The sequence below is a fragment of the Arachnia propionica genome (assembly GCF_003932785.1).
GTDB lineage: Bacteria > Actinomycetota > Actinomycetes > Propionibacteriales > Propionibacteriaceae > Arachnia > Arachnia propionica_B.
Map to the genome: position 1 here is coordinate 38,444 of NZ_RQYT01000002.1, position 21,324 is coordinate 59,767.

The 21,324-nt window shown below is 68.2% G+C and carries 17 protein-coding genes and 1 pseudogene; 11 read left to right on the forward strand and 7 right to left on the reverse strand.

Annotated elements, in window-relative coordinates; translation table 11 throughout:
- The first annotated feature begins 26 nt into the window (after positions 1 to 26).
- The 6 genes from mtrA to secA all read left to right on the forward strand — a co-directional run bounded on the left by mtrA (position 27) and on the right by secA (position 8,250).
- Entirely contained in the window at positions 27 to 731 is a 705-nt protein-coding gene (mtrA, locus tag EII35_RS01470) for an MtrAB system response regulator MtrA (RefSeq protein WP_125226692.1), read from the forward strand.
- Positions 712 to 2,274, forward strand: a complete 1,563-nt coding sequence (gene mtrB / locus EII35_RS01475; RefSeq protein WP_125226693.1) for an MtrAB system histidine kinase MtrB — start codon at positions 712 to 714, stop codon at positions 2,272 to 2,274. The genes mtrA and mtrB overlap by 20 nt, the downstream gene beginning before the upstream one ends.
- On the forward strand, positions 2,274 to 3,965 hold the full coding sequence (locus tag EII35_RS01480) for a GerMN domain-containing protein (RefSeq protein WP_125226694.1): 1,692 nt from the start codon (positions 2,274 to 2,276) through the stop codon (positions 3,963 to 3,965). Before mtrB ends, EII35_RS01480 begins: the two co-directional genes overlap by 1 nt.
- A gap of 66 nt (positions 3,966 to 4,031) precedes the next feature.
- A complete protein-coding gene (locus EII35_RS01485; protein WP_125226695.1) occupies positions 4,032 to 4,667 on the forward strand; it encodes a ComF family protein in 636 nt (211 codons plus the stop codon).
- Between the two features lie 123 nt (positions 4,668 to 4,790).
- On the forward strand, positions 4,791 to 5,393 hold the full coding sequence (gene hpf, locus EII35_RS01490) for a ribosome hibernation-promoting factor, HPF/YfiA family (RefSeq protein WP_125226696.1): 603 nt from the start codon (positions 4,791 to 4,793) through the stop codon (positions 5,391 to 5,393).
- A 118-nt stretch (positions 5,394 to 5,511) separates the two neighbouring features.
- Positions 5,512 to 8,250: a preprotein translocase subunit SecA gene (gene secA, locus EII35_RS01495; RefSeq protein ID WP_464115348.1), complete on the forward strand. Its 2,739-nt coding sequence runs from the start codon at positions 5,512 to 5,514 to the stop codon at positions 8,248 to 8,250.
- Positions 8,251 to 8,269: 19 nt separating this feature from the next.
- Here secA and EII35_RS16665 read toward each other — a convergent pair.
- Positions 8,270 to 8,563, reverse strand: a pseudogene (locus EII35_RS16665) (Rv3235 family protein); the annotation flags it as partial.
- Between the two features lie 318 nt (positions 8,564 to 8,881).
- On the opposite strand from EII35_RS16665, the gene EII35_RS01500 reads away from it, so the two are divergent.
- A complete protein-coding gene (locus EII35_RS01500) occupies positions 8,882 to 9,352 on the forward strand; it encodes a DUF6912 family protein (RefSeq protein WP_125226698.1) in 471 nt (156 codons plus the stop codon).
- A 12-nt stretch (positions 9,353 to 9,364) separates the two neighbouring features.
- Here EII35_RS01500 and EII35_RS01505 read toward each other — a convergent pair whose 3' ends face one another.
- Positions 9,365 to 9,841 (reverse strand): DUF2505 domain-containing protein, encoded by a 477-nt coding sequence (locus EII35_RS01505; RefSeq protein WP_185744103.1) that lies wholly within the window; start codon positions 9,839 to 9,841, stop codon positions 9,365 to 9,367.
- Between the two features lie 57 nt (positions 9,842 to 9,898).
- Here EII35_RS01505 and EII35_RS01510 point away from each other — a divergent pair, with 57 nt between their 5' ends.
- A complete protein-coding gene (locus EII35_RS01510) occupies positions 9,899 to 10,750 on the forward strand; it encodes a PHP domain-containing protein (protein ID WP_125226700.1) in 852 nt (283 codons plus the stop codon).
- Positions 10,751 to 10,827: 77 nt separating this feature from the next.
- Entirely contained in the window at positions 10,828 to 11,910 is a 1,083-nt protein-coding gene (gene trpS / locus EII35_RS01515) for a tryptophan--tRNA ligase (RefSeq protein ID WP_125226701.1), read from the forward strand.
- A gap of 130 nt (positions 11,911 to 12,040) precedes the next feature.
- On the opposite strand, the gene EII35_RS01520 is transcribed toward trpS, so the two are convergent.
- The 4 genes from EII35_RS01520 to EII35_RS01535 form a co-directional block, all read right to left on the reverse strand.
- Positions 12,041 to 13,474 (reverse strand): DEAD/DEAH box helicase, encoded by a 1,434-nt coding sequence (locus EII35_RS01520; RefSeq protein WP_395858209.1) that lies wholly within the window; start codon positions 13,472 to 13,474, stop codon positions 12,041 to 12,043.
- Between the two features lie 84 nt (positions 13,475 to 13,558).
- Positions 13,559 to 13,783: a DUF3107 domain-containing protein gene (locus EII35_RS01525; protein ID WP_125226703.1), complete on the reverse strand. Its 225-nt coding sequence runs from the start codon at positions 13,781 to 13,783 to the stop codon at positions 13,559 to 13,561.
- 63 nt (positions 13,784 to 13,846) lie between these two features.
- The gene (locus EII35_RS01530; protein ID WP_185744104.1) at positions 13,847 to 14,653 is read right to left on the reverse strand and encodes a PP2C family protein-serine/threonine phosphatase; all 807 of its coding nucleotides are present in this window, start codon (positions 14,651 to 14,653) and stop codon (positions 13,847 to 13,849) included.
- Position 14,654: 1 nt separating this feature from the next.
- Entirely contained in the window at positions 14,655 to 14,861 is a 207-nt protein-coding gene (locus tag EII35_RS01535) for a cold-shock protein (RefSeq protein WP_125226705.1), read from the reverse strand.
- Positions 14,862 to 14,956: 95 nt separating this feature from the next.
- Between EII35_RS01535 and EII35_RS01540 the strand changes: the two genes are divergently transcribed.
- Positions 14,957 to 17,971, forward strand: coding sequence for an ATP-dependent DNA helicase (locus EII35_RS01540; protein ID WP_125226706.1), 3,015 nt, complete (start codon positions 14,957 to 14,959; stop codon positions 17,969 to 17,971).
- Positions 17,968 to 21,084, forward strand: coding sequence for an ATP-dependent DNA helicase (locus tag EII35_RS01545; RefSeq protein ID WP_185744105.1), 3,117 nt, complete (start codon positions 17,968 to 17,970; stop codon positions 21,082 to 21,084). The genes EII35_RS01540 and EII35_RS01545 overlap by 4 nt, the downstream gene beginning before the upstream one ends.
- Here the strand turns inward: EII35_RS01545 and EII35_RS01550 are convergent.
- Complete coding sequence (locus tag EII35_RS01550) at positions 21,074 to 21,280, reverse strand: DUF7455 domain-containing protein (RefSeq protein WP_125226708.1); 207 nt, start codon at positions 21,278 to 21,280, stop codon at positions 21,074 to 21,076. The genes EII35_RS01545 and EII35_RS01550 overlap by 11 nt on opposite strands.
- Between the last annotated feature and the right edge of the window lie 44 nt (positions 21,281 to 21,324).

Consider the following 21,324-nt stretch of genomic DNA (forward strand, 5'->3'; position numbering starts at 1 on the left):
CCACAGGTTTGAGCAGGAGGTGGAAGTTGGCCGAGGCACGGAGCCGTAACCTGATCCTCATTGTCGATGATGACGCTGCGTTGTCCGAGATGCTGCAGATCGTCCTGAGGCAGGAGGGGTTCGACACCGTCCACTGTGGCACCGGATCCGGGGCGCTGGCCGCCATGCGTGAGTCGCGTCCCGACCTCGTCCTGCTGGACCTGATGCTCCCCGGCCGGGACGGTGTGAGCGTGTGTCGGGACATGCGGGCCGAGTCGGGGGTTCCCATCGTCATGCTCACGGCGAAATCGGAGACCGACGACGTCGTCGCGGGTCTGCAGGCCGGTGCCGATGACTACGTCGCGAAGCCCTTCAAGGCCAAGGAACTGCTGGCCCGCATCCGCACCAGGCTCCGTCGGGTGACCGCGGACCCCGGGGCCGACCAGCTGACCATCGGCGACCTGGTGATCTCCACGTCGGCACACACCGTCAAGCGGGGCTCCGCGACGCTTCCCCTCACCCCGCTGGAGTTCGACCTGCTCCTGGCCCTCGCGAAACGCCCCACGCAGGTCTTCACGAGGGAGGCCCTTCTCGACGAGGTCTGGGGCTACCGGAATGCGGCCGACACCCGGTTGGTGAACGTCCACGTTCAGCGGTTGAGGTCCAAGGTGGAGAAGGATCCCGAGCATCCGGAGATCGTGGTGACCGTTCGAGGTATCGGGTATCGGGCCGGTGAACCCCAACAGTGGTGAGGGCGGGCTCCGGCGGTTGATCCGGTTCTGGTGGAGTTCCCTGCCGCTGCGGGTGCTCGCCACCACCTTCGTCGCCTCCTGCGTCATCCTGGTGCTCGCAGGGCTGCTCCTGACCCAGCAGACCGCGACGGGCATCGTCGACGCCAAGCGCGCCTCGGCCGTGCGGGAGGCGGCCGGAATGCAGCGGTTCATGCAGGAGCAGTTGATGCTGCCCGAGATGCGAGGGGTCGCCACCTACGAACAGCTCAGCCGACTCGCGGAACTGGCGGGAGCGCAGGCGGGGCAGTTCCAGGTGATCATCCAGGGGCCCGCATCCCGGGTGTACTCGGCCACGGGGATCCTGTACGAGTCGATCCCCGTGGAGATGGCGGAACGGGTCCGGACCGCTGATGGAATGTTCATCGTGCCCACGAGGCTGCGTGCGACGTCGGCGGCTCTACAGGGACAGCCGGGCATCATCGTCGGATCGGCTCTGCTGTCCCCGGTGGGGGAGCGGTTCCCCGTGTTCTACGTGTTCCCGATGACCAGCGAGGTGGCGACCCTCGTGGACGTCCAACGCGCGGTGGTCTCCACGGGGGCCGCCCTGCTCATCGGGCTGACGGCCATCGCCTACCTCGTCACCCTGCAGGTGGTGCGCCCCGTACGGAAGGCGAGCCGCACCGCACTGCGGCTGGCCTCCGGGCAACTCGATGAGCGAATGACCGTTCGGGGCAGCGACGATCTCGCCTCACTGGCCGTGTCGATGAACACCATGGCCTCGGATCTGCAGCAACGCATCCGGGAGCTGGAACACCTCTCCGCCGTGCAACGGCGATTCGTCAGTGACGTCAGCCACGAACTCCGCACGCCCATGACCACGATCAAGATGGCATCGGACCTGCTCTACGAGGGACGCCAGGACCTGGGGCCACAGGACGCCCGCACCGTGGAGCTCATGGCCTCCGAGATCGAGCGATTCTCCGACATGCTCGCCGATCTGTTGGAGATCTCCCGCATCGATGCAGGCGTTGCGGTACTCGACCTGGAGGACACGGACCTCGACGCATTGGTCCACTCCGAGATCGACGCCCAGCGGAGTTTCGCCACCAGCCAGGGCAGCGTCGTACGGTTCCACGGTGCCGACGATGCCCGCGCCGAGGTGGACCCCCGACGCATCAGCCGGATCCTGAGGAACCTCCTCACCAACGCCATCGACCACGGGGAGGGCAACCCCATCGACGTGACCGTCGCGGCTGACGACGAGGCGGTTGCAGTGACCGTTCGGGACCGTGGGGTGGGGTTCGAGGCCAACGACTCGGCGCGGGTCTTCGATCGTTTCTGGCGGGCGGATCCGGCGCGGGCCCGGCGGGCGGGAGGGACCGGACTGGGACTGGCCATCTCGCTGGAGGATGCCCGGCTCCACTCGGGTTGGTTGTCGGCGTGGGGCAGGCCGGGGCGGGGCGCCCAGTTCCGTCTCACCCTGCCCCGCCGTCAGGGCACCGTGTTGACGAGTTCCCCGCTGCCGATCATCCCGGTCGATGTCGATCCCCGGAAGGAACCGTGATGCGGGCACTGCGAACCATGGCATTCCTGCTCGCCGTGCTCCTGGCGGCGTGCAGCGAACTCCCCACGAGCGGACCCATCGTCGAGGTGAGTGTGAACAGTCAGGGCAGGGGCGTCCAGATCGCTCCCGAACCCCCCGCCGAGGGAATGGCCCCGGCCCGCGTGGTCGAGGGGTTCCTCCAGGCCATGTCGGATCCGACGGGTGGCTACTCGGTGGCACGGCAGTACCTCACCGCGGAGGCGGCGGAGGGTTGGCAACCCGACCTGGCCACCGTCATCTATGACGGCGCCCTGAGCGAGGTCGACGGGAACCAGATCCTCGAAGGGACGACTCAAGGGATCCTCGATCAGGAGGGGCGGTTCACGGTGGAGCGCCTGCCGCTCACCCATGACTTCCAGATCGTTGAGGAGGACGGGGAGTGGCGGATCGGGGCCGCGCCGCGCGGGATCCTGCTCTCCCGCTACATCTTCGAACGCTCCTACGCGCTCGTGAAGTCCTACTTCGTGGCGAGACAAGGGCAATCCGTCATCGCCGATGTCCTGCACATCCCGACGGTTTCCCTCACCCCGGAACGCGTGCTGCGCGCCCAGTTCGCAGGCCCGTCCAAGAGGACCGGCCTCATCACCCGTTCGGCGATTCCGGACGGGGTGCAACTCGGGCCGGGTGGGGCGACGATCGATGCCGAGGGCACGGTGCTGGTGGACCTGACGGGTCTGCCCGCCGAACTCCCGGACCAGGAGCGTCGCGAACTCGGGGCCCAGCTGCTGTGGTCGCTGGCCTCCATCCCGCGGGTCACGGGGTTGAGGGTGACCTCTGACGGAGCCCCGTGGGTGATTCCCGGCCAGAATGCGCGTCGAGTGCTGGAACTGTCGTCGCAGCAGGGATACCAGCCTCTGTCCCGAGCCAGTGCGGTCGATCTGTTCGGGGTCAGGGAGACCCGGCTCGGACGACTGAGCCCGGAGCAGAACTTCATCCCCCTCAACGGCGACGGTCAACCGCTCGACATGGCAGCCGTCTCCCTCGACGGGGCCACCACCGCCTACGTCTCCTCGGAGACCGGCGTGGTGCGGATCGGGCCGGCCGCGGGGACACTCAGCACCGTCGACAGCACGGTGCGGCAGGCGAGGGCCGCCCAGTTCGCCGCGGGACGACTGTGGCTGCTCGGTGTGGACGCCACCGGCGTGCAACGACTGGTCACCCTGTCCGCCCAGGGTGAGGTGGTGGAGGTGGGGCTCCAGGACCTGCCGGGAGCGGTGGTCGACTTCGCCGTCGACCCCTCCGGCACCAGGGTGGGGGTCATCGTGGATGTGGCCGGGGCGCGGCAGTTCGGTCTGGCCATGGTGGACGAGACGCCGCGTTTCGTCTCCTTCGAGGAGTTGCGTCCCGTCACCGAGTCCCGCGAGGCGCTCTCCGACGCCGGTTCACTCGACTGGACCAGTGAGATCGACCTGGCTCTCATCGGGCGTTCTGGCGCCGGGATGTCGGTGTTCATCGTCCGCAGCGACGGCTCCTCCGTGACCGACATCGGACCCAGCCACGGGGAGGAGCCGGTGCAGTTGACGGCCCTTCCCCGTCCCGGAGGCGACTCCGTTGCGGTTCGTCATGCCGGCGGGGACGTCCTGGTCTACTCCGCCCATCGTGCCTGGCAGCGGGCCAACGCTGCCTTCGACTGGATCAGCTACCCCGGCTGAGTCCGTCGACGGGGTCCGGGCTGTGGAGAAGCGTCCTGAGGGTCGGGGGACGCCCATGATGCCGGTGTGGGTTTCATCGATGCCGCCGCTGACCTGCTCCTCGGGTCCCGGTGTCCCGGTTGCGGTGGCCCCGGCCTCGGGGTGTGCCGCGGCTGCACCGTGGCACTGCGGGGGAGGGAGCCGCACCGGGTCCGTCGGGCGGGCCTTCATGTCGATGTGGTTGCCGCAGCACCCTACAGGCCGTTGCTCAGCCACATCATCCCGAGCTTCAAGGACGACGGGGCCTGGGGACTGGGCCCTTTCCTCTCGCTCCTGCTGGCCACCGCGATCACTCACCTGGAGCCCCCACCGCAGGCCCTCGTGGTGCCGGTGGCCACGTCACCCAGCTCGGTGCGACGCCGTGGGTTCGACCATGGCCTGCACCTGGCCAGGGGAGCCGCGCGTCGCCTCGGCCAGGAACACCGTCGTCTCCTGCGTCGTTCGCGCGGCGGGCTGGCGCAACGTGGTCTCGGGAGACTCGCGCGACTCGAACTCACCTCGGAGACGTTCCGGGCCCGGTTCACCGATCGGCCGGTCATCCTGGTCGATGACGTCGTGACGACGGGGGCCACGCTCAACGGCGCCTGCGAAGCACTGCGTCGATGCGGGGTCCACGTCTGGGGTGCAGCGGTCATCGCGGATGCGAACACGGTTGTCAGTTGACGGGAATCTCCGTGTCACCCCCGCTCGGAGGAGTACGCTCGAGGACATGGAAGACGTCAGCATCGACCGGCCGAAAGGCGGGTTCGGGCTGGCGTCCGGCTTTTGGGGACCCCAGGAGGAAGCATGGACATTGTCGTCAGCGGCAGGCACTGCACTGTTGGCCCGGATCTGAAGGAACTCGTCCACGAACGCATCGCGACGGTGGAGCGACTCCGGGATCGGGTGATCCGCGTGGAGGTGGAGTTCTCAGCCTCCGAGGCACGCAACCCCTCCGATGCCATCGAGGTGCAGATCACACTGCGGAGCAAGGGGCCCGTGGTCCGGGCGGAATCCAAGGCCAACGACAAGACGTTGGCGTTCGAGCAGGCCTTCGACCGTCTCAAGGTCCAACTCCGGAAGGCCGCGGACCGACGGAAGACCCACCGTGGACTGCGCACCGCCATCGTCGAGGACCCGACTCCTGTCACAGTCGTGGAGGAGGAGGCCGAGCCGGAGGTCTCGCGCCGCGAGGTGGCGGGACTCGTCGTCGACGGCGACGGGCCGCTCGTGGTGCGGGTGAAGGAGTTCGAATCGGCGCCGCTCACGTTGGCCCAGGCATTGGACGAGATGGAACTGGTCGGGCACGACTTCTTCCTCTACCAGGACGCCGAGACGGGAAGGCCCTCGGTGGTCTACCGGAGGAAGGCCTACAACTACGGGGTGATGCACCTGAACGTGACGAAGTGATCGACGCACGGCGGGCCGGGGTTCCCGGCCCGCCGTTGCTTTGAGGTGACGGGGAGGCTGGCTAGGATTGTGCCCGGTGCGCCGTTGGCCACACTCGTCTTCCTGAAGGAACATTGCCGTGGGTTTTATGGATTTTTTGAGCGGGCTCGGCTCAGGAGCACAGCTCAAGAAGCTGAAGAAGGTGGCGGATCAGGTCAACCTGATCGAGGACGACTTCCAGGCGATGACGGATGCCGAACTGAGGCAGCAGACGGACGAGTTCCGCGCCCGGGTCGCCGATGGTGAATCCCTCGACAAGCTGATGCCGGAGGCCTTCGCGACGGTGCGTGAGGCGTCGGTGCGTGTGCTCGGCAAGCGTCATTTCGACGTGCAGATCATGGGCGGGGCCGCCCTGCACTGGGGCAACATCGCCGAGATGAAGACCGGTGAGGGCAAGACCCTGGTCGGTACGCTGCCCTCCTACCTCAACGCGCTTGACGGCAAGGGCGTCCACATCGTCACCACCAACGACTACCTTGCCAAGTACCAGTCGGAGCAGATGGGACGCATCCATCACTTCCTCGGGCTCGAGGTCGGGGTGATCCTCGCCTCCATGACGCCGGCCGAACGCCGCGTCGCCTACGCCGCCGACATCACCTACGGCACGAACAACGAGTTCGGGTTCGACTACCTCCGGGACAACATGGCTCTCAGCCCGGACGATCTGGTCCAGCGGGGACATCACTACGCGATCGTCGACGAGGTGGACTCCATCCTCATCGACGAGGCCCGAACTCCGCTCATCATCTCGGGCCCGTCCCAGGACAACCACGAGTGGTATCCCGTCTTCGCGAGGCTGGCCCGCCAGATGGCCCGGGACACCGACTACGAGGTCGACGAGAAGAAGCGCACCATCGCCATCGCCGCCTCCGGGATCGAGCTCGTCGAGGACCGGCTGGGGATCGACAATCTCTACGAATCGGCCAACACGCCCCTCATCAGCTACCTCAACAACGCCATCAAGGCGAAGGAGCTGTTCAAGCGGGACAAGGATTACGTCGTTCTCGACGGGGAGATCCTCATCGTGGACGAGCACACGGGACGCAGTCTCGCCGGCCGTCGTTACAACGAGGGGCTGCACCAGGCCCTTGAGGCGAAGGAGGGCGTCCAGATCAAGGACGAGTACCAGACCCTCGCGACCGTGACCCTCCAGAACTTCTTCCGCATGTACGACAAGCTCGCGGGTATGACGGGTACCGCGAAGACGGAGGAGTCCGAGTTCCAGAAGATCTACGGTCTGGGGGTCATCCCGATCCCCACCAACAAGCCGATGATCCGGACGGATCAGCGGGACAAGATCTACCGGACCGCGGAGGCGAAGTACGAGGCGATCGTCCAGGACGTCGTGGAACGACACGAGAAGGGGCAGCCCATCCTCATCGGCACGGCATCCGTGGCGAAGTCGGAGACCATCTCGGGCATGCTCAAGAAGGCAGGCATCCCGCACGAGGTGCTGAATGCCAAGCAGCACGCCCGTGAGGCCGCGGTCGTGGCCCAGGCGGGTCGCAAGGGCGCGGTGACCGTCTCCACCAACATGGCCGGTCGAGGCACCGACATCATGCTCGGCGGGAACCCTGAGTTCCTCGCCGACCTGCAGCTCCGCAAGCAGGGGCTCGACCCCGTCGAGAATCCTGAGGAGTACGAGGCCCAGTGGCCGGACACCCTCAAGGCGCTCGAGGAGCAGGTGCAGGCCGAACACGATGAGGTCGTCGAGGCCGGGGGCCTGTACGTGATCGGATCCGAGCGCCACGAGTCCCGACGGATCGACAACCAGCTGCGTGGGCGCTCCGGCCGTCAGGGCGATCCGGGCGAGTCGCGGTTCTACCTGTCGCTGCGGGATGACCTGATGCGACTGTTCACCCCGGACCACCTGGAACGTTCGCTGTTGCTCATGAAGGTTCCCGACGACGTCCCGATCGAGTCCAAGCTCGTGAGCAACGCCATCGAGTCGGCACAGAAGCAGGTCGAGTCGCAGAACTTCGAGATGCGCAAGAACGTGCTCCGCTACGACGACGTCATGAACCGGCAGCGTCACGTGATCTACCGCGATCGGCGCCGCGTCCTGGACGGGGAGGACATCTCCGAGCAGCTGCGGGATCGCGCCGGAGAGGTCGTGGCGGCGGTCGTGCGCCAGCACACGGTCGGGGTGCCCGAGGACTGGGACCTCGACATGCTGTTCAACGAGCTGAGGACGGTCTACCCCGTGAAGGTGGACAAGGCCGATCTCGAGGAGGAACTCCCGTCGCAGGATGAGCTCGTGGAGATGTTCGTCGAGGACGTGGCCGAGGCCTACGAAGCCCGCGAGGAGTCCCTCGGCGAGGAGACCATGCGCGAACTGGAACGTCAGGTCCTGCTGTCCGTCGTGGACCGGAACTGGCGTGAACACCTCTACGAGATGGACTACCTCCGAGAGGGCATCGGGCTGCGGGCCATGGCCCAGCGCGACCCGCTGGTGGAGTACCAGCGAGAGGGAGGCGACATGTTCGTCGCCATGCGCGAGGCCTCCTTCGAGCAGGCCATCCAGATGCTCTTCAACGTGCCCGTCACGAAGCCGGAGCCGCTCGAGGTCGGGGTGGTCACGGACGCCGAGGGCAAGGCCGAGGACATCACGGGGAAGGTCGAGAAGCTGAAGTCCTCCCGTCCGGCACCGTTGGCGAAGGGGCTGGAGGGCAAGAAACAGGAGAACCTCACCTATTCCGCGCCGGACGAGTCCGGAGAGGCGGCGACCACGCGTCCCGGCTCCACGACGCCGAAGCGGAGCGGCCAGGGCGGCGGGAACCGAGCGGCCCGCAGAAAGGCCGCCAAGAAGCGTCGCTGACGCCCAGGAGACGGAGTTCCGAGCAGGTCCAGCGTTCCCCCAGCTCCAGGCGCAGGCACAGGGCCAGCCAGTGCGATCCGGCCAGGACCGTGCCCACCGCCTCAGCCGCGCCGGGGCGGGGGCACTGGATCCGTAGGCCTCCCAGGAGGCCGGGCCGCAGCAGGAGGGTGTCCGTGTAGTGGGCCAACTGCTCGAACGCCCGTGGGCTCAGCCAGGGACGGATCTGGTGCAGGGCGCGTGACCCGATGAGGGCCTCACGGATGGCCGTGGCGACGAGACGGGCGCCGTGGACGGGGGAGACGTCGTGCAACATGGCGTCACGCTACGTCCACAACACCCGCATCGGAACCCTTACGACCCCACGTGACAACACCAACCCTCCCATTGACAACACCCGGGCTTTGGCCGCCAACACCAAGGAGCCCCTCCGACGTCACGATCCCCATCCGTGCACCCTCTAAGAGGGTGCGCGGATAGGCGCATCTACTGCGGCCGCCCCGGTGGCCCCCTGGCTGTGTTGTCCTCCTCGAACGCACGATCCAGTGCGCTCTTCGTCGTCCGCCTTGCCATGAGGCCACCGTGACGATCCTCGTCACGATCCCCCTATCCGTGCACCCTCTAAGGTTGGGGTGTGACTGGAGTATTGGTGTTCATCCCCATTGATGAATCGGAGTTGGGGGCCATGGACGGTTCGGTCGTCCTGACAAATCGGGAGGCTCACCGGGTCACCCCACAGTTGTTGGAGGCCCTCGGCTACTCCCCGGAGCAGGGGGAGGACGCGGAGTACGCCGCGCTGGTGCTGGCCTCGGTGGCGGCGCTCGCACGGTACGGAAGGCGCCTGGTGCTCGTCGCGGAGGTGGACCCGGCCCTGGTGTCCCAGGGCCGGGATCTCGACAACGGGGCCTGTGTCGTCTCCTCGGTTCCGGTGGGGGCGATCACCTGCTGGTTCAGCGAGGATGATCGCGTTGACCCGTCAGCTGCCGCAGCGGCCTGTCATGGGCTCGACATCGACACCGCGTGGGGATTCGAGGAGGTTCAGGAACTCCTCTCGGAGGCCGATCTGATGTGGAACGACGTGGAGGAGTACCGCCGAGGGATGTGAGGTGAACCTCGTTCAGGACTTCGTGAGCCAGGCGTTGACGCGACGCTCGATGCCGGCGAAGGCGCTCTTGATCATGGGCTCCACCTGGCTCTCGACCTTCTTGCCGACGAGGGGGATCTTGACCTCGAGGTCACCCTCGTACTGGGCGGTGGAGGCGTTCTCGCCGTTGGGGGACAACAGTCCCTGGGCCTCGACGGCGACGGGCACGCCGGCCACGTCCACCGTGACCGTGCCCCGACGGGTCCCTGCCTCATCGGGGTCTCCCCAGGCGAAGGACTGGGCGATCTTGATGCCCTTGCCGACGAAGGGCGCGATGGCGCTCGGTGCCGGCAGGGTCAGGCGAAGATGGGTGGTGTCACCCTCGACGGTGACGGTGTGCTCGAGGGCGCCGGCGTGCTTGGCGACGTCCTCGATGAACTCCGGCTTGCGGAAGAGGGCGACGACGTCGTCCGTGCTGCCGTGGTACTCGTGGCTGTAATTGAGCTTCATGGCGGACAATATTGCACCATTCCTACTGATGGTGTCTTCCTTGATTAGCATGTGAGTATGAGGATCGACCTGCACACGCACTCCCGTGTCACGGATGGCACCGACACGCCGACGATGTTGGTGATGAAGGCCTTCCAGGCGGGCCTCGACGTCATCGCGCTGACCGACCACGACACCTTCGACGGGGTGGCGGAGGCCCTCGAGGCGGGCAAGCGCATCGGGGTCAAGGTCCTCACCGGCATCGAACTGTCCTGCTCCCTGGGCGGCCAGGTGATCCATCTGCTGGGCTACGGCTGCGACGTCTGGAACCGCGCCCTGAACGAGGAATTGGCCAAGGTCAGGGTGGGGCGCACTCAACGACTGCCGGAGATGTGTTCCCGGCTGCGGGAGCAGGGCGTGGAGGTAACCCTGGAGGAGGTGATGTCGGTGGCGCAGGGGGCGCCGTCGATCGGTCGCCCACACGTCGCGGACGCGATGGTGGCCAAGGGCATCGTCAAGGATCGCCAGGAGGCCTTCGACCGCTACCTCGCGCAGGACAAGCCGGCCTACGTGCCCCGATACTCCATCGAACTCGGCCGGGCGATCGACCTCGTCCACGAGGCGAAGGGAGTCGCCGTGCTGGCGCACCCGTGGGGGAGGGGTGGCCGGGAGGTCCTGACCGCGCCCGTCATCGAGCGGCTGACCCGCGAACACGGTCTCGACGGCATCGAGACGGACCACCGGGACCACGACAGGGACACGCGGCTGCTGCTGTTCGAGCTCGGAGCGCGCCTCGGGCTCATCCGCACCGGGTCGAGCGACTACCACGGTGCCAAACGCCCCGATCGTGAGCTCGGCTGCTTCACGACGCGCAAGAGCGCCTACCTGGAACTCGTGGCGAGGATCCGGGCCAGGGGCGGTACGGCCTGACCCCGCGGTCACCACGAGCATCCTCTCGGCGTCGCCCCCGCTGGCGCCCCCTCGGGGAGGACGATAGGGTGGCCGGCATGGAAACGGAGTTCCACGACCCGGACAGGACCCTCGCCCGATCGGAGGAACGCAGCCGGGAACTCGAGGCCCAGATCGCGAAGGACCCATCGCGGTTCCGGTTGCTCACGGGGGATCGTCCCACCGGTCGGCTCCACATCGGCCATTACTTCGGCTCCCTCATGAACCGGGTCCGGCTCCAGCAGCTGGGTATCGAGACCTATCTCATCGTGGCCGACTACCAGGTCATCTACGACCGTGACGGCGTGGGTGAGCTCAAGGACAACGTGCTCAACATGGTGGCCGACTATCTGGCCGCCGGCATCGACCCGCAGCGCACCGTCATCTTCACGCACTCGGCCATCACCGCGCTCAACCAGCTGATGCTGCCGTTCCTCGCCTTGGTGACCGATGCCGAACTGCGACGCAACCCAACCGTCAAGGACGAGTTGGCCACCTCCAACCGTCCCATGTCGGGACTCATGCTGACCTTCCCTGTGCACCAGGCGGCGGACATCCTGTTCTGCAAGGCGAACCTCGTGCCGGTGGGCAAGGACCAGCTGCCGCACATCGAGCAGACCCGGGTCATCGCCCGCCGGTTCGACGAGCGCTACGGCCGTGTCGATCCCGCCCGGCCCATCTTCCCCCAGGCCGATGCGCTGCTGAGCCGCAGCGGTACCGTCCTCGGTCTCGACGGCCACAAGATGAGCAAGTCGAGGGGCAACACGATCGAACTGGGCATGACCGCGGACGAGACCGCGAAGCTCATCAAGCGGGCGGTCACCGACTCGGACCGCAACATCACCTACGATCCGCAGCACCGGCCGGAGGTGAGCAACCTCGTCAACATCGCGGCCATGTGTCTGGATCGCGAGCCCGTCGACATCGCCGCCGAGATCGGCGACGGCGGGGGCGGCGGCCTGAAGAAACTGGTCACGGCGGCCGTCAACGATCATCTCGCCCCGCATCGCGCGCGTCGTGCGGAACTCATCGCTGCTCCCGACCACCTGTGGCAGGTGCTCAAGGAGGGCAACGACCGCGCCAACGAGGTTGCGGAGGCGACCCTGGCCGAGGTTCGCCAGGCGATGCGGATGGATTACTGACCCTCGCCTCACCGCGCCCCTGGGGGGGGACCCCCGGGCCGTCGACGACGAGCGCTCAGGATCGGCGTCCCCGGCTCACCCTGTCGGAGATCGAGCCGGGGACGACGGTTCGCCGACGCCAGGCGTTGGGTCAGTCCTTCGTGACGTCGACCCCGGCCCGTCGACGCCTCCGTCGACGTCGTGGCGCCCCATCCTCCGCCCTCGGGGTGGGGGCCTGATCCCCCTGGGTCTCGGTGCTGCGACGCCTGCGGCGACGCCGCGTGCTTCCGTCCGCCGTGGTCTCCTTCCGTGCCCGGTCCTCCCGCGCCGGACGGGCCGAACGAGGCAGCCGACCCTTCGTGCCCTCCGGGATGTCGAGATCCGTGAACAGGTGGGGCGACGAGGAGTAGGTCTCCTCCGGGGAGTCGAAGTCGAGGTCAAGGGCCTTGTTGATGACCTTCCAGCGGGTCACGTCCGCCCAGTCGACCAAGGTCACGGAGACGCCGGTGTTCCCGGCCCGGCCGGTGCGACCGATGCGGTGGACATACGTGGCGTCCGTGTCGGGACACTCGTAGTTGATGACGTGACTGACCCCGGTGATGTCGATCCCCCTGGCCGCGACATCGGTGGCGACGAGGGTGGACACCGTGCCGGCACGGAACTTCTTCAGAGCACGTTCCCGCGACACCTGGTTGAGATCACCGTGGATGGCGGCGGCGGGGAAGCCCCGGTCCAGGAGCTCATCGGCCAACCGCTGCGCGGCGCGCTTCGTCCGGCAGAAGACCATCACCTTGCCGACGTCGCGCGCCTGGATGATCCGGGCGACCACCTCGGGCTTGTCGAGATCGTGCGCCTGGTAGACGAACTGTGTGATGTCAGGGACCGTGGCCGACGCATCCGCGCCCTCGGCCCGGATGTTGACCGGGCGGTTCAGGGTGGCGCGGGCCAGCGCAAGAATGGGGGCGGGCATGGTGGCCGAGAACAGGAGCGTCTGACGGGACGCAGGGGTTTTCGCGAGGAGCTTCTCGATGTCCGGGAGGAATCCGAGGTCCAGCATCTCGTCGGCCTCGTCGAGGACGAGGATCTCGATGCGCGAGAGATCCAGGGATCGACGATTGGCGAGATCGAGCAGCCGACCGGGGGTACCGACCGCGACATCGATCCCCTTCTCCAGCTGGCTGAGCTGTTCGTCGTAGCTGGTGCCGCCGTAGATGGTGAGGACGCGCATTCCCAGACGGGAGCCGGCGAGATCCAGGTCCCTCGCCACCTGGAGCGCGAGTTCGCGGGTGGGGGTGATCACCAGGGCCCTGGGCCTGCCGTGGTTGACCGGCTCGTCGGCCTCCTCAGCGATGGTCTGGAGCCGGTGGAGGAGGGAGGTTCCGAAGGCCAAGGTCTTACCGGTTCCCGTGCGTGCCTGTCCGATGAGGTCCGTGCCGCTCAGGGCCAAGGGGATCGCCAAGGCCTGGATCGGGAAGGGGTGGACGATCCCGGCTTCGGCCAGTGCCGCCGTGATCTCCTCTCGGATACCGAGGTCGGCAAAGGTCTCGGGGGATGTCGTCGTCTCGCTCAGGGCTCCACACCTCACTGTCAGGCGGTCACCCGAGTCGCGGGCGGCCGTGGGGGCCGTCCAGCCCCCGGACGAGTCTAGCGCGCCGACGCCCTCAGCGGCTCACAGGGTGCCGAAACCCACCGGGCGGGTGTCCGCGGGGCCGAGGTCGAGGTAGGCCACCTTCGCCGCCGGGACGAGAATCCTCCGGCCCTTCTCGTCGGTCATCTCGAAGAGCGATCCGTCCGTGAGGGCCTTCCGGAGACTGCCGAGCACCTCATCCGCCGTCTCCTTGGTGCGCAGTTGAAGCTCACGGTTGATGTCGCTGATGCCGATGCGAACGTCCATGCCCCCAACCATAGCCGTAGTGGCCACGCTGTTGGGGGAGCGTGAACCGTGGACGTCGAGGTGTCACACCTCGTGGCGAAGAATGGCGACGGTGATGTTGTCACGGCCGCCGAGATCGTTGGCCCAGGTGACGAGGGACTCGGCCAGGTCCACGAGGGATTCGGTGGTCGTGGCCTTCTCCTCGAAGACCTCGCGGAGCGCCTCGGGAGCACTGGCGTAGTTCCACAGCCCGTCGGAGCACAGCAGCAGCCAACCTGCGGAAGGGGGGCTCAACTCGACCAGGGCGGGCGCCACATCGGACGCGTTGCGGCCCAGCCATCGGGTGATGGAGTGGGCCTGCACGGAGGCCTCCGCCTCCTCACGGGCCATGCCGAGCATCATCCGGGCCTGTGCCATGGAATCATCCTGGGTCAACTGCCACGTGGCACCGTCGTCTCCGAACCAGTAGGCCCGCGAGTCACCGATGCTGCCGACGAGGAGGTTGCTGCCGTGAACCGTCGCCGCGACGAGGGTGCAGGCCGACGCCTCATGGTCGGGGGCGGCGTCGAGGACGGCCTCGTGCGCCGCGGTGAACGCGGCATGGAACGCCTTGGAGTCCGGGCCCGGACCCGAGACCGCCTCGGTCAGGACCGAACACGCGGCGTCCGCCGCGACCAAGGAGGCCCGTTCCGACCCGTGCGCGGTGCTCACCCCGTCGGAGACGGCCATCACGGCCTGCCTCACGGGGCCCTTGCGGGCGGCGAGGCTCAGCGCGTCCTGGTTGGTCGGGTGACGTCGTCCCTTGTCACTGCAGCCGGCCAGCCACGGGGCAGGGGCTGCCGCGTAGTGGAACCGGGCCTGCGGTGAGGCGTCACCCTCGGTTGCAGACACGTCACAGGGGGCGGACGCGGTCCGCCTGCTTGCCCTTGGGGCCCTGCACGATCTCGAACTCCACCCGCTGGTTCTCATCGAGGGTTCGGAACCCGGTGGTGTCAATGGACTTGTAGTGCACGAAGACGTCCTCGCCGGGGGCACCGTCGACAGCGATGAAGCCGAAGCCCTTCTCCGCGTTGAACCACTTGACGGTTCCCTGAGCCATTTGTGTTCTCCTGCTCTCGCTGTCCGTCGCACGGCGCGACGAACCTGAGGGACACTGTTGCACACTTTGTGGGTACGTCGTGCTTCGATGGACACATGACTTCGGCGAATCTGTGGCGTTTGGTGGCGCCTGAGCCCTCCGGGGTCATCCAACTGGATGACGCGCAGCGGGTCGCGGCGACGCCGCGTGACGGGGTGCGGGTGGTGCTCGGCGGGCCGGGCACCGGCAAGTCGACGGTGATCGCCTCCGCCGTCGTGGAACGTATTCGTACAGGTAGCTCGCTGGAGCGTCTCGTGGTCCTGGCCTCCTCCCGATCCGCCGCCCAGTCCCTGCGACGGGACATCCTGCGGTTGCGCGGTGGGGCGGAGGTCGGTGCCCGTGTGACGACCGTGCACGGATTCGCGCTGGCCCTCATGCGGGACCTCGGCGACCCCGAGCAGGACCTGCGTCTCCTGCGCGCACCGGACCAGGAGCAACGACTGCGGGATCTGCTCGAGGGGCTGCCCACGGATTTCTGGCCCCTGGAGGTGCGCGAGGCCGCCACCACGAGGACCTTCGCCCGGCAGCTCCGGGAGGTTCTCGCCCGGGCACGGCAGCTGGGGCTCGACCCCGACAGGGTCGAGGAGATCGCGGGCGAGGAGGAGCTGTACCGCGCGGTCGGGCGTTTCTTCGAGCTGCACCTCACCGTCGGCGACTTCGACGGCGCGCTGGACTACGCGGAACTCGTGCACCGGACCCGCATCCTCCTCACCGAGGACAGCGTTGCCGAGGCCGTCCGGGCCCGTTTCGACGCGGTTCTCGTGGACGACGGTCAAGAACTCGACGAGGTCAGTTTCCGACTCGTGGGGGACCTGGCCAGGATCGGGTCACCCGTGCTGGTCACCGCAGATCCCCAGCAACGCCTCGGTGCCTACCGGGGGGCCTCGGCAGCGGCCGTCTCCCACCTGCTCCAGCTCCCGGGTGCTGAGCGGTTCGATCTCTCGACGGGGTACCGCAACCAGGAGGCGGTGACGCGGGGGTTGAACGGCCTGAGGCGTGCCCTGGCCCTGCCCGAGGCGGCCCAACCTCCCACTGCCGCCCCCGGGCCGGTGGGGCGCGTGACCGTCACCCACTACGACGATCCCGCCGCCGAACAGGCCCACGTGGCCGCCCTCCTCCGGCAGGCCGTCCAGGAGGGATGTCAGTGGCGGGAGCTCGCGGTGGTCACCCGTCGGGGTGGCTCCGAGCTCGAGGTGTTGGCCCGGGAACTGAGCGCCCGGGGCATCCCCGTGGACGTCGACGGTGAGGACCGTGCCCTCGGCGTCCAGGCGGCGGTGCGTTCGCTCCTCGGCGCACTGGCCTTCGCCGCCGCCCCTGAGGAGATGGCGGCGGATCTCGCCCCGCTGCTGCTGGGCCCGCTGGGCGGGTTGACCGCGGTGCAGTTGCGCCGGTTGAGACGCGCCGTGATGCAGGCGGGCGAGAACTCCTGGGAGGCGCTCAGACGGGCCGCCGGGGACCCCATCATCCTCGATCGACTGGAGGACGCCGACGCCGATGCCGCAGCCCGGCTCATCAGGCTGCTGGACCGGGTCGGTGGCGAGCTCGCTGACGGGGCGCCCGTGGCTGGTGCCCTGTGGTCGTTGTGGGCGGGAACCCCGTGGCCCGAACGTCTCCGGCAGGCGGCGCTCGGGGGGCAACGCAGCGCCGAGGAGGACCTCGATGCGCTCGTCGACCTGTTCGACCTGTCGGCCCGTCGTGCTGAGCTCAACGGGATCTCGGGTGCCCTCACGTTCATCCAGGAGATCGAACGGGAGGAGATCGCAGGCGACACGGGCCGGGAGCTCAGCGCCCTTCCCAAGGGGGTTCGGGTGCTGACCGCACACCGGGCCCGTTCCGGGGTGTGGCGACGGGTCTACATCCCCGCGGTCACCGAGGGCAGCTGGCCCCGCAGTCGTTGGCAACCCGGGCTGCTCGATCCCGATCGTCTGGCCCCGGACCACCTCGACGCCGCCTCCACGGGGGGGCTCGTCGCTGCGGAACGGCGCAGCTTCTACGTCGCGTGCGCCAGGGCCAGGGAGGAACTGCACGTCTCGGCGGCCGTCGCCTCCGAGGAGCGTCCCGACCCGCCGTCCCGCTTCTGTCGTGAACTCGGGGTGGAGCCACGTGAGGTCCACGGGATGCCCGACGGGTTCCTCACGCCCCAGGCCCTCGTGGCTGATCTGCGTCGGGTCGTTGAGGATCCGGCGAGTAGCCCAGGGCTTCGTCGGGCAGCGGCGCTCCGTCTGGCCAGGTCGCCGCATCGCGACGCCGCCGTGTCGAGCTGGTGGGGGGTACGTGCCCCGTCCTCGAGGGGATGGTCCATGTCGGATCCCGTGGTCATCACCGGCTCCTCGCTGCAGGGAATCCTGCGGTGCCCCAGGAACTGGTTCCTCAGCCGCAAGGGGGGAGGGGAGAAGGACCGGAACATCCAGGCCACCGTCGGTGACGTGGTCCACATGATCGCTCAGCGTGCGGCCAGGGACGGGCTCGACCTGTCCCGGATGCTGGATCTGCTCGATGACGTGTGGCCCAGGCTCCGGTTCGTGCGGGAGTGGCGCGGTCTTCTCGAGCGGGACCGACTCGTCGAGGCCCTCATCAGGTTCGACCGTTGGCATCGTCACAATCCAGGTCGGCTCCTCGGGGTGGAGCTGGACTTCGAGGTGGGGCTCGAGGTGAGCGGGGTGCCGGTCCTGCTCCGTGGCACGGTGGACCGACTGGAACTGCACGAGGACCGTCTCGTGGTGGTCGACCTCAAGACGACACGCAAGCCCGCCACGTCGGCCGAGCTCGCGGAGCACTCCCAGCTCGGGGTGTACCAGTTGGCGGCGCGTCTCGGTGCGTTCGCCCGGCTGGCCCCCGAGGCGACCCGCATCGGCGAGCCCTCCCTGCTCCAACTGCGTCACGGCGAGGTGCTGCCCATGCAGCAGTACCAGGACGTGCTCCCTGAGGGACGGAGTTGGATCCACGACCAGCTGGAACAGGCGGTCGCCACTCTTCGTCTGGGTGACTTCCAGGCGTGGGAGTCCAGTTTCTGCCAATGGTGTTCGTTCCAGGACTCCTGTCCTGCGGTGAGGCCGGGAGGTCTGCTGTGAATCCGTTCCACGAGCCCGAGGATGTCGTCAGGGCCACGGGAATCCCCTTCAGCCGGGAGCAGCTCGACGTGATCTGCTCCCCCCTGGAACCCCAGGTGATCGTGGCCGGGGCGGGTACCGGCAAGACCACGGTGATGGCTGCCAGGGTCGTGTGGCTGGTGGGAACCGGCCAGGTGCGTCCTGACGAGGTGCTGGGGCTGACCTTCACGCGGAAGGCGGCAGCCGAGCTGGGCGCGAGGATCTCCCGGGCCCTCGTGCAGGGAGGCCTCATCCAGCAGCAGGACCGCGAGGAGCAGGAGGTCGTGCTGACCTACGACGCCTTCGCCGGGCGCATCGTCCAGGAGCACGGCATCCGGTTGGGGCGGGAACATGGCCACCGGATGTTGGCTGGGGCATCCCGGTTCCGGCTGGCGCAACGGGTCATCGAGGAGCTCGATCGGCCCTTGCCGATCCTGGACGCGGTTCACCCGTCGGTGCTGCCACAGCGGTTGCTCGCGTTGGATGCGTCGATGGGGGCCCATCTCGTTCTCCCGGAGGAGGTGCGGGAGTTCACCGACGCCACCGTGGCACGCTTCGGGGCCGCGCCGCTCCACCGGGGCAAGCGGTACAAGGTCATCGAGGAAGCCATCGCCACCACGGTGAATCGGCTTCAACTGCTGGACCTCGTGTCGGCCTACCGAGGGCTCAAGTCGAGTCTGGGGCTGGTGGAGTTCGCCGACCAGCTCGCCACGGCCGTGGAGGTGGCGCGGTACTTCGCCCCCGTCCGCGCGGCCCTCCGGGAACGGTTCAAGGTGGTGTTGCTCGACGAGTACCAGGACACGTCCTCCGCCCAGGCGGAACTGCTGCGCACCCTGTTCAGCGGCCCGGACCCGCAGCGGGGGCGTGGCTTCCCGGTCACCGCGGTCGGGGATCCGAACCAGGCGATCTACGGTTGGCGGGGGGCCGCCGCCTCGAACATCCTGGACTTCCCCAGGATGTTCCCGCGCAGCGACGGTGAACCCGCCACCAAGTGGTCGCTGACCATCAACCGTCGTAGCGGTGACCGGATTCTGGCGGTCGGCAACGCGTTGGCTGCTCCGCTGCGGGAAACCGTGGGTGGGGGAGTCTCCCTGGTGGCCCCGGAGGGCGCCATCCGTGGGACCGTCTCGGCCTTTGCGTTCGACACCCAGGCCGACGAACTCGACCATCTGGCCGGGGACGTCGTGGCGCGTCACGGGACCGGCATGGCGTGGCGGGACATGGCGGTCCTCAGCCGTCGCAACGACCTGCTGGCCGAGGTGTGGCAGCACCTCAGGGAGCGGGACGTCCCCGTCGAGATCGTCGGTCTCGGCGGACTGCTTCACCTGCCGGAGATCGCTCCGGTGGTCGCGACGCTCCGGGTGCTGGCTGACCCGTTGGCCAACGCCGAGGTCGCCGGCCTGCTGACCGGCGGGCGTTGGCAGCTCGGCCTCGACGATCTGCGTCTTCTCGCGGCGCGGGCCAGGGAACTCGCGGGGGAGGAGTCCCGGGAGGAGGACGGTTCAGCCCGCGAGGTCCTCGAAACCCTGGTGAGTCGCACTGACCCGGCGCTCAGGCCCTCCTTGCTGGACGCCGCACTCGACCCGGGGGAGAGGCTCAGCCAGGAGGGTGCGAGGCGGGTGCGACTGTTCGCGGCCGAGATCACCCGACTGCTCGAGCACCGGCTGGAACCGGTCACCGAGCTCGTCTCCCGCGTCATCAACACTCTCGGGGTGGAGACCGAGATGCTCATCACCGGCGACGCCAGCCAGCTTGGACGCTTCGTCGCCGCCTGCGCCAGCTACCCCGACCTGGATGGGACAGGCGGGCTCGGCGGACTGCTCGCGTGGCTCGAGGCCGAGGACCGGTGGGGCGAGGCCCTGGAGCGGGCGGTCCCCTCCGAGGAGGACTCCGTCAAGCTCCTGACCGTGCACCGTGCCAAGGGGCTGGAATGGGAGGTCGTCTACCTGCCGGCCCTCAACGGCGGGGTCTTCCCGAGCACCGATCGTGACGGGAACTGGACCACCAACACGGCCATCCTGCCCTCACCGCTGCGCAAGGACGCACTCGGGATCCCTCAACTCCTCGACCACACCAAGCAGGGCATCGACGCCTACAAGATGGAACTCAGGACCGAGGCGTTGCGGGCGGAGGATCGACTCGCCTACGTCGCCGCGACCCGGGCCCGCAGCCACCTCCAGGTGAGTCGGCACGCCTGGACCCCCGGCAGGAAGAAACCAGCAGCGGAGTCCCTCTACTTCCGGAGAGCGGCCGACCTCGCTGACACCGTGTTCACGGCTCCCGAGAGCGAGCAGAACCCGGTCCCGGTGGCCCTGAGACGGGTGTCGTGGCCGGAAGGCGGCGATCCGGCGCGCCGAGCAGCCCGGCAGGAGGCCGCACGCCTCGTCGAGGAGGCCCGCAGCGTCATCGACGACGATGCCTGGGTGTGGCGGTCGGGCGTGGCCTCCGCCGCTGAACTGGACCTGCTCGCCCGCTGGGACGCGGAAGCTGCCTTCCTCGCCGAACAGGCGCAACGTCGAGCCGCCCCGGAGGTCCTGCTGCCGGAGGGCCTGTCCGCCTCAGCCATGATGGAGCTGGCCTCCGATCCCCAGGCCTTCGCGCAGCGGCTGGCGCGCCGCATGCCGAGGGAACCCCGCGCCGAGGCGATGCTCGGAGAACGTTTCCACGACTGGGTGGTGTCGAGGTTCCATGCCAGCCCCGGCTTCGACGAGCTGGACGTCCGCCCCGAGCCGGATGGAGCGCTTCGAAGGTTGCAGGAGGCCTTCGAGCGAAGTCGTTTCGCCACGATGCAGCCAGTGGGGGTGGAGGTTCCCTTCCTCCTCGACTGCGACGGTCTCGTGCTCCGCGGACGGATCGACGCGGTCTTCCCACCGATCGATGATGACCATGACGCGCTCATCATCGACTGGAAGATCGGCAACTCCGCCGCCGATCCGCTGCAGTTGGCGATTTACCAGCGGGCCTGGGCTGAGGCGTCGGGCCTGGCGGTCGAGCGTGTCGCGACGGCCTTCCACCACGTGCTGGCGAATCGAACGGAGTTCGTCCTGGCCGGCGGTGCGTTGATCGAGGCCGCCGTGGCCCGGCTCAGGAGGTGAGCCGGGCGGTCTCGTCGTGGATGGCCTCGGCCACCTGGGCGAGCTTGTCCCTGTGCTGCTTGGCATGGTGGGCGCAGAAGAACAACTCCCCACCGGACAGGAGGGTGACACGAAGGTACGCCTGGGCCCCGCAGCGGTCACAGCGGTCCTGGGCGGTCAGGGTGGGCTGGGCCGGGTTCGTGCTGATGCTGGTCATGCTCGCCCTCTCAATCTCGTGCGGTGTCAACATTCCTCTCATCC

What these genes read in the sequence shown, in the direction of transcription:
- EII35_RS01480 (WP_125226694.1), top strand. Translation starts at nt 2,274, where the DNA reads ATGCGGGCACTGCGAACCATGGCATTCCTGCTCGCCGTGCTCCTGGCG.
- hpf (WP_125226696.1), top strand. Translation starts at nt 4,791, where the DNA reads ATGGACATTGTCGTCAGCGGCAGGCACTGCACTGTTGGCCCGGATCTG.
- EII35_RS01505 (WP_185744103.1), bottom strand. Translation starts at nt 9,841, where the DNA reads ATGAAGCTCAATTACAGCCACGAGTACCACGGCAGCACGGACGACGTC.
- EII35_RS01510 (WP_125226700.1), top strand. Translation starts at nt 9,899, where the DNA reads ATGAGGATCGACCTGCACACGCACTCCCGTGTCACGGATGGCACCGAC.
- trpS (WP_125226701.1), top strand. Translation starts at nt 10,828, where the DNA reads ATGGAAACGGAGTTCCACGACCCGGACAGGACCCTCGCCCGATCGGAG.
- EII35_RS01525 (WP_125226703.1), bottom strand. Translation starts at nt 13,783, where the DNA reads ATGGACGTTCGCATCGGCATCAGCGACATCAACCGTGAGCTTCAACTG.
- EII35_RS01535 (WP_125226705.1), bottom strand. Translation starts at nt 14,861, where the DNA reads ATGGCTCAGGGAACCGTCAAGTGGTTCAACGCGGAGAAGGGCTTCGGC.
- EII35_RS01540 (WP_125226706.1), top strand. Translation starts at nt 14,957, where the DNA reads ATGACTTCGGCGAATCTGTGGCGTTTGGTGGCGCCTGAGCCCTCCGGG.
- EII35_RS01550 (WP_125226708.1), bottom strand. Translation starts at nt 21,280, where the DNA reads ATGACCAGCATCAGCACGAACCCGGCCCAGCCCACCCTGACCGCCCAG.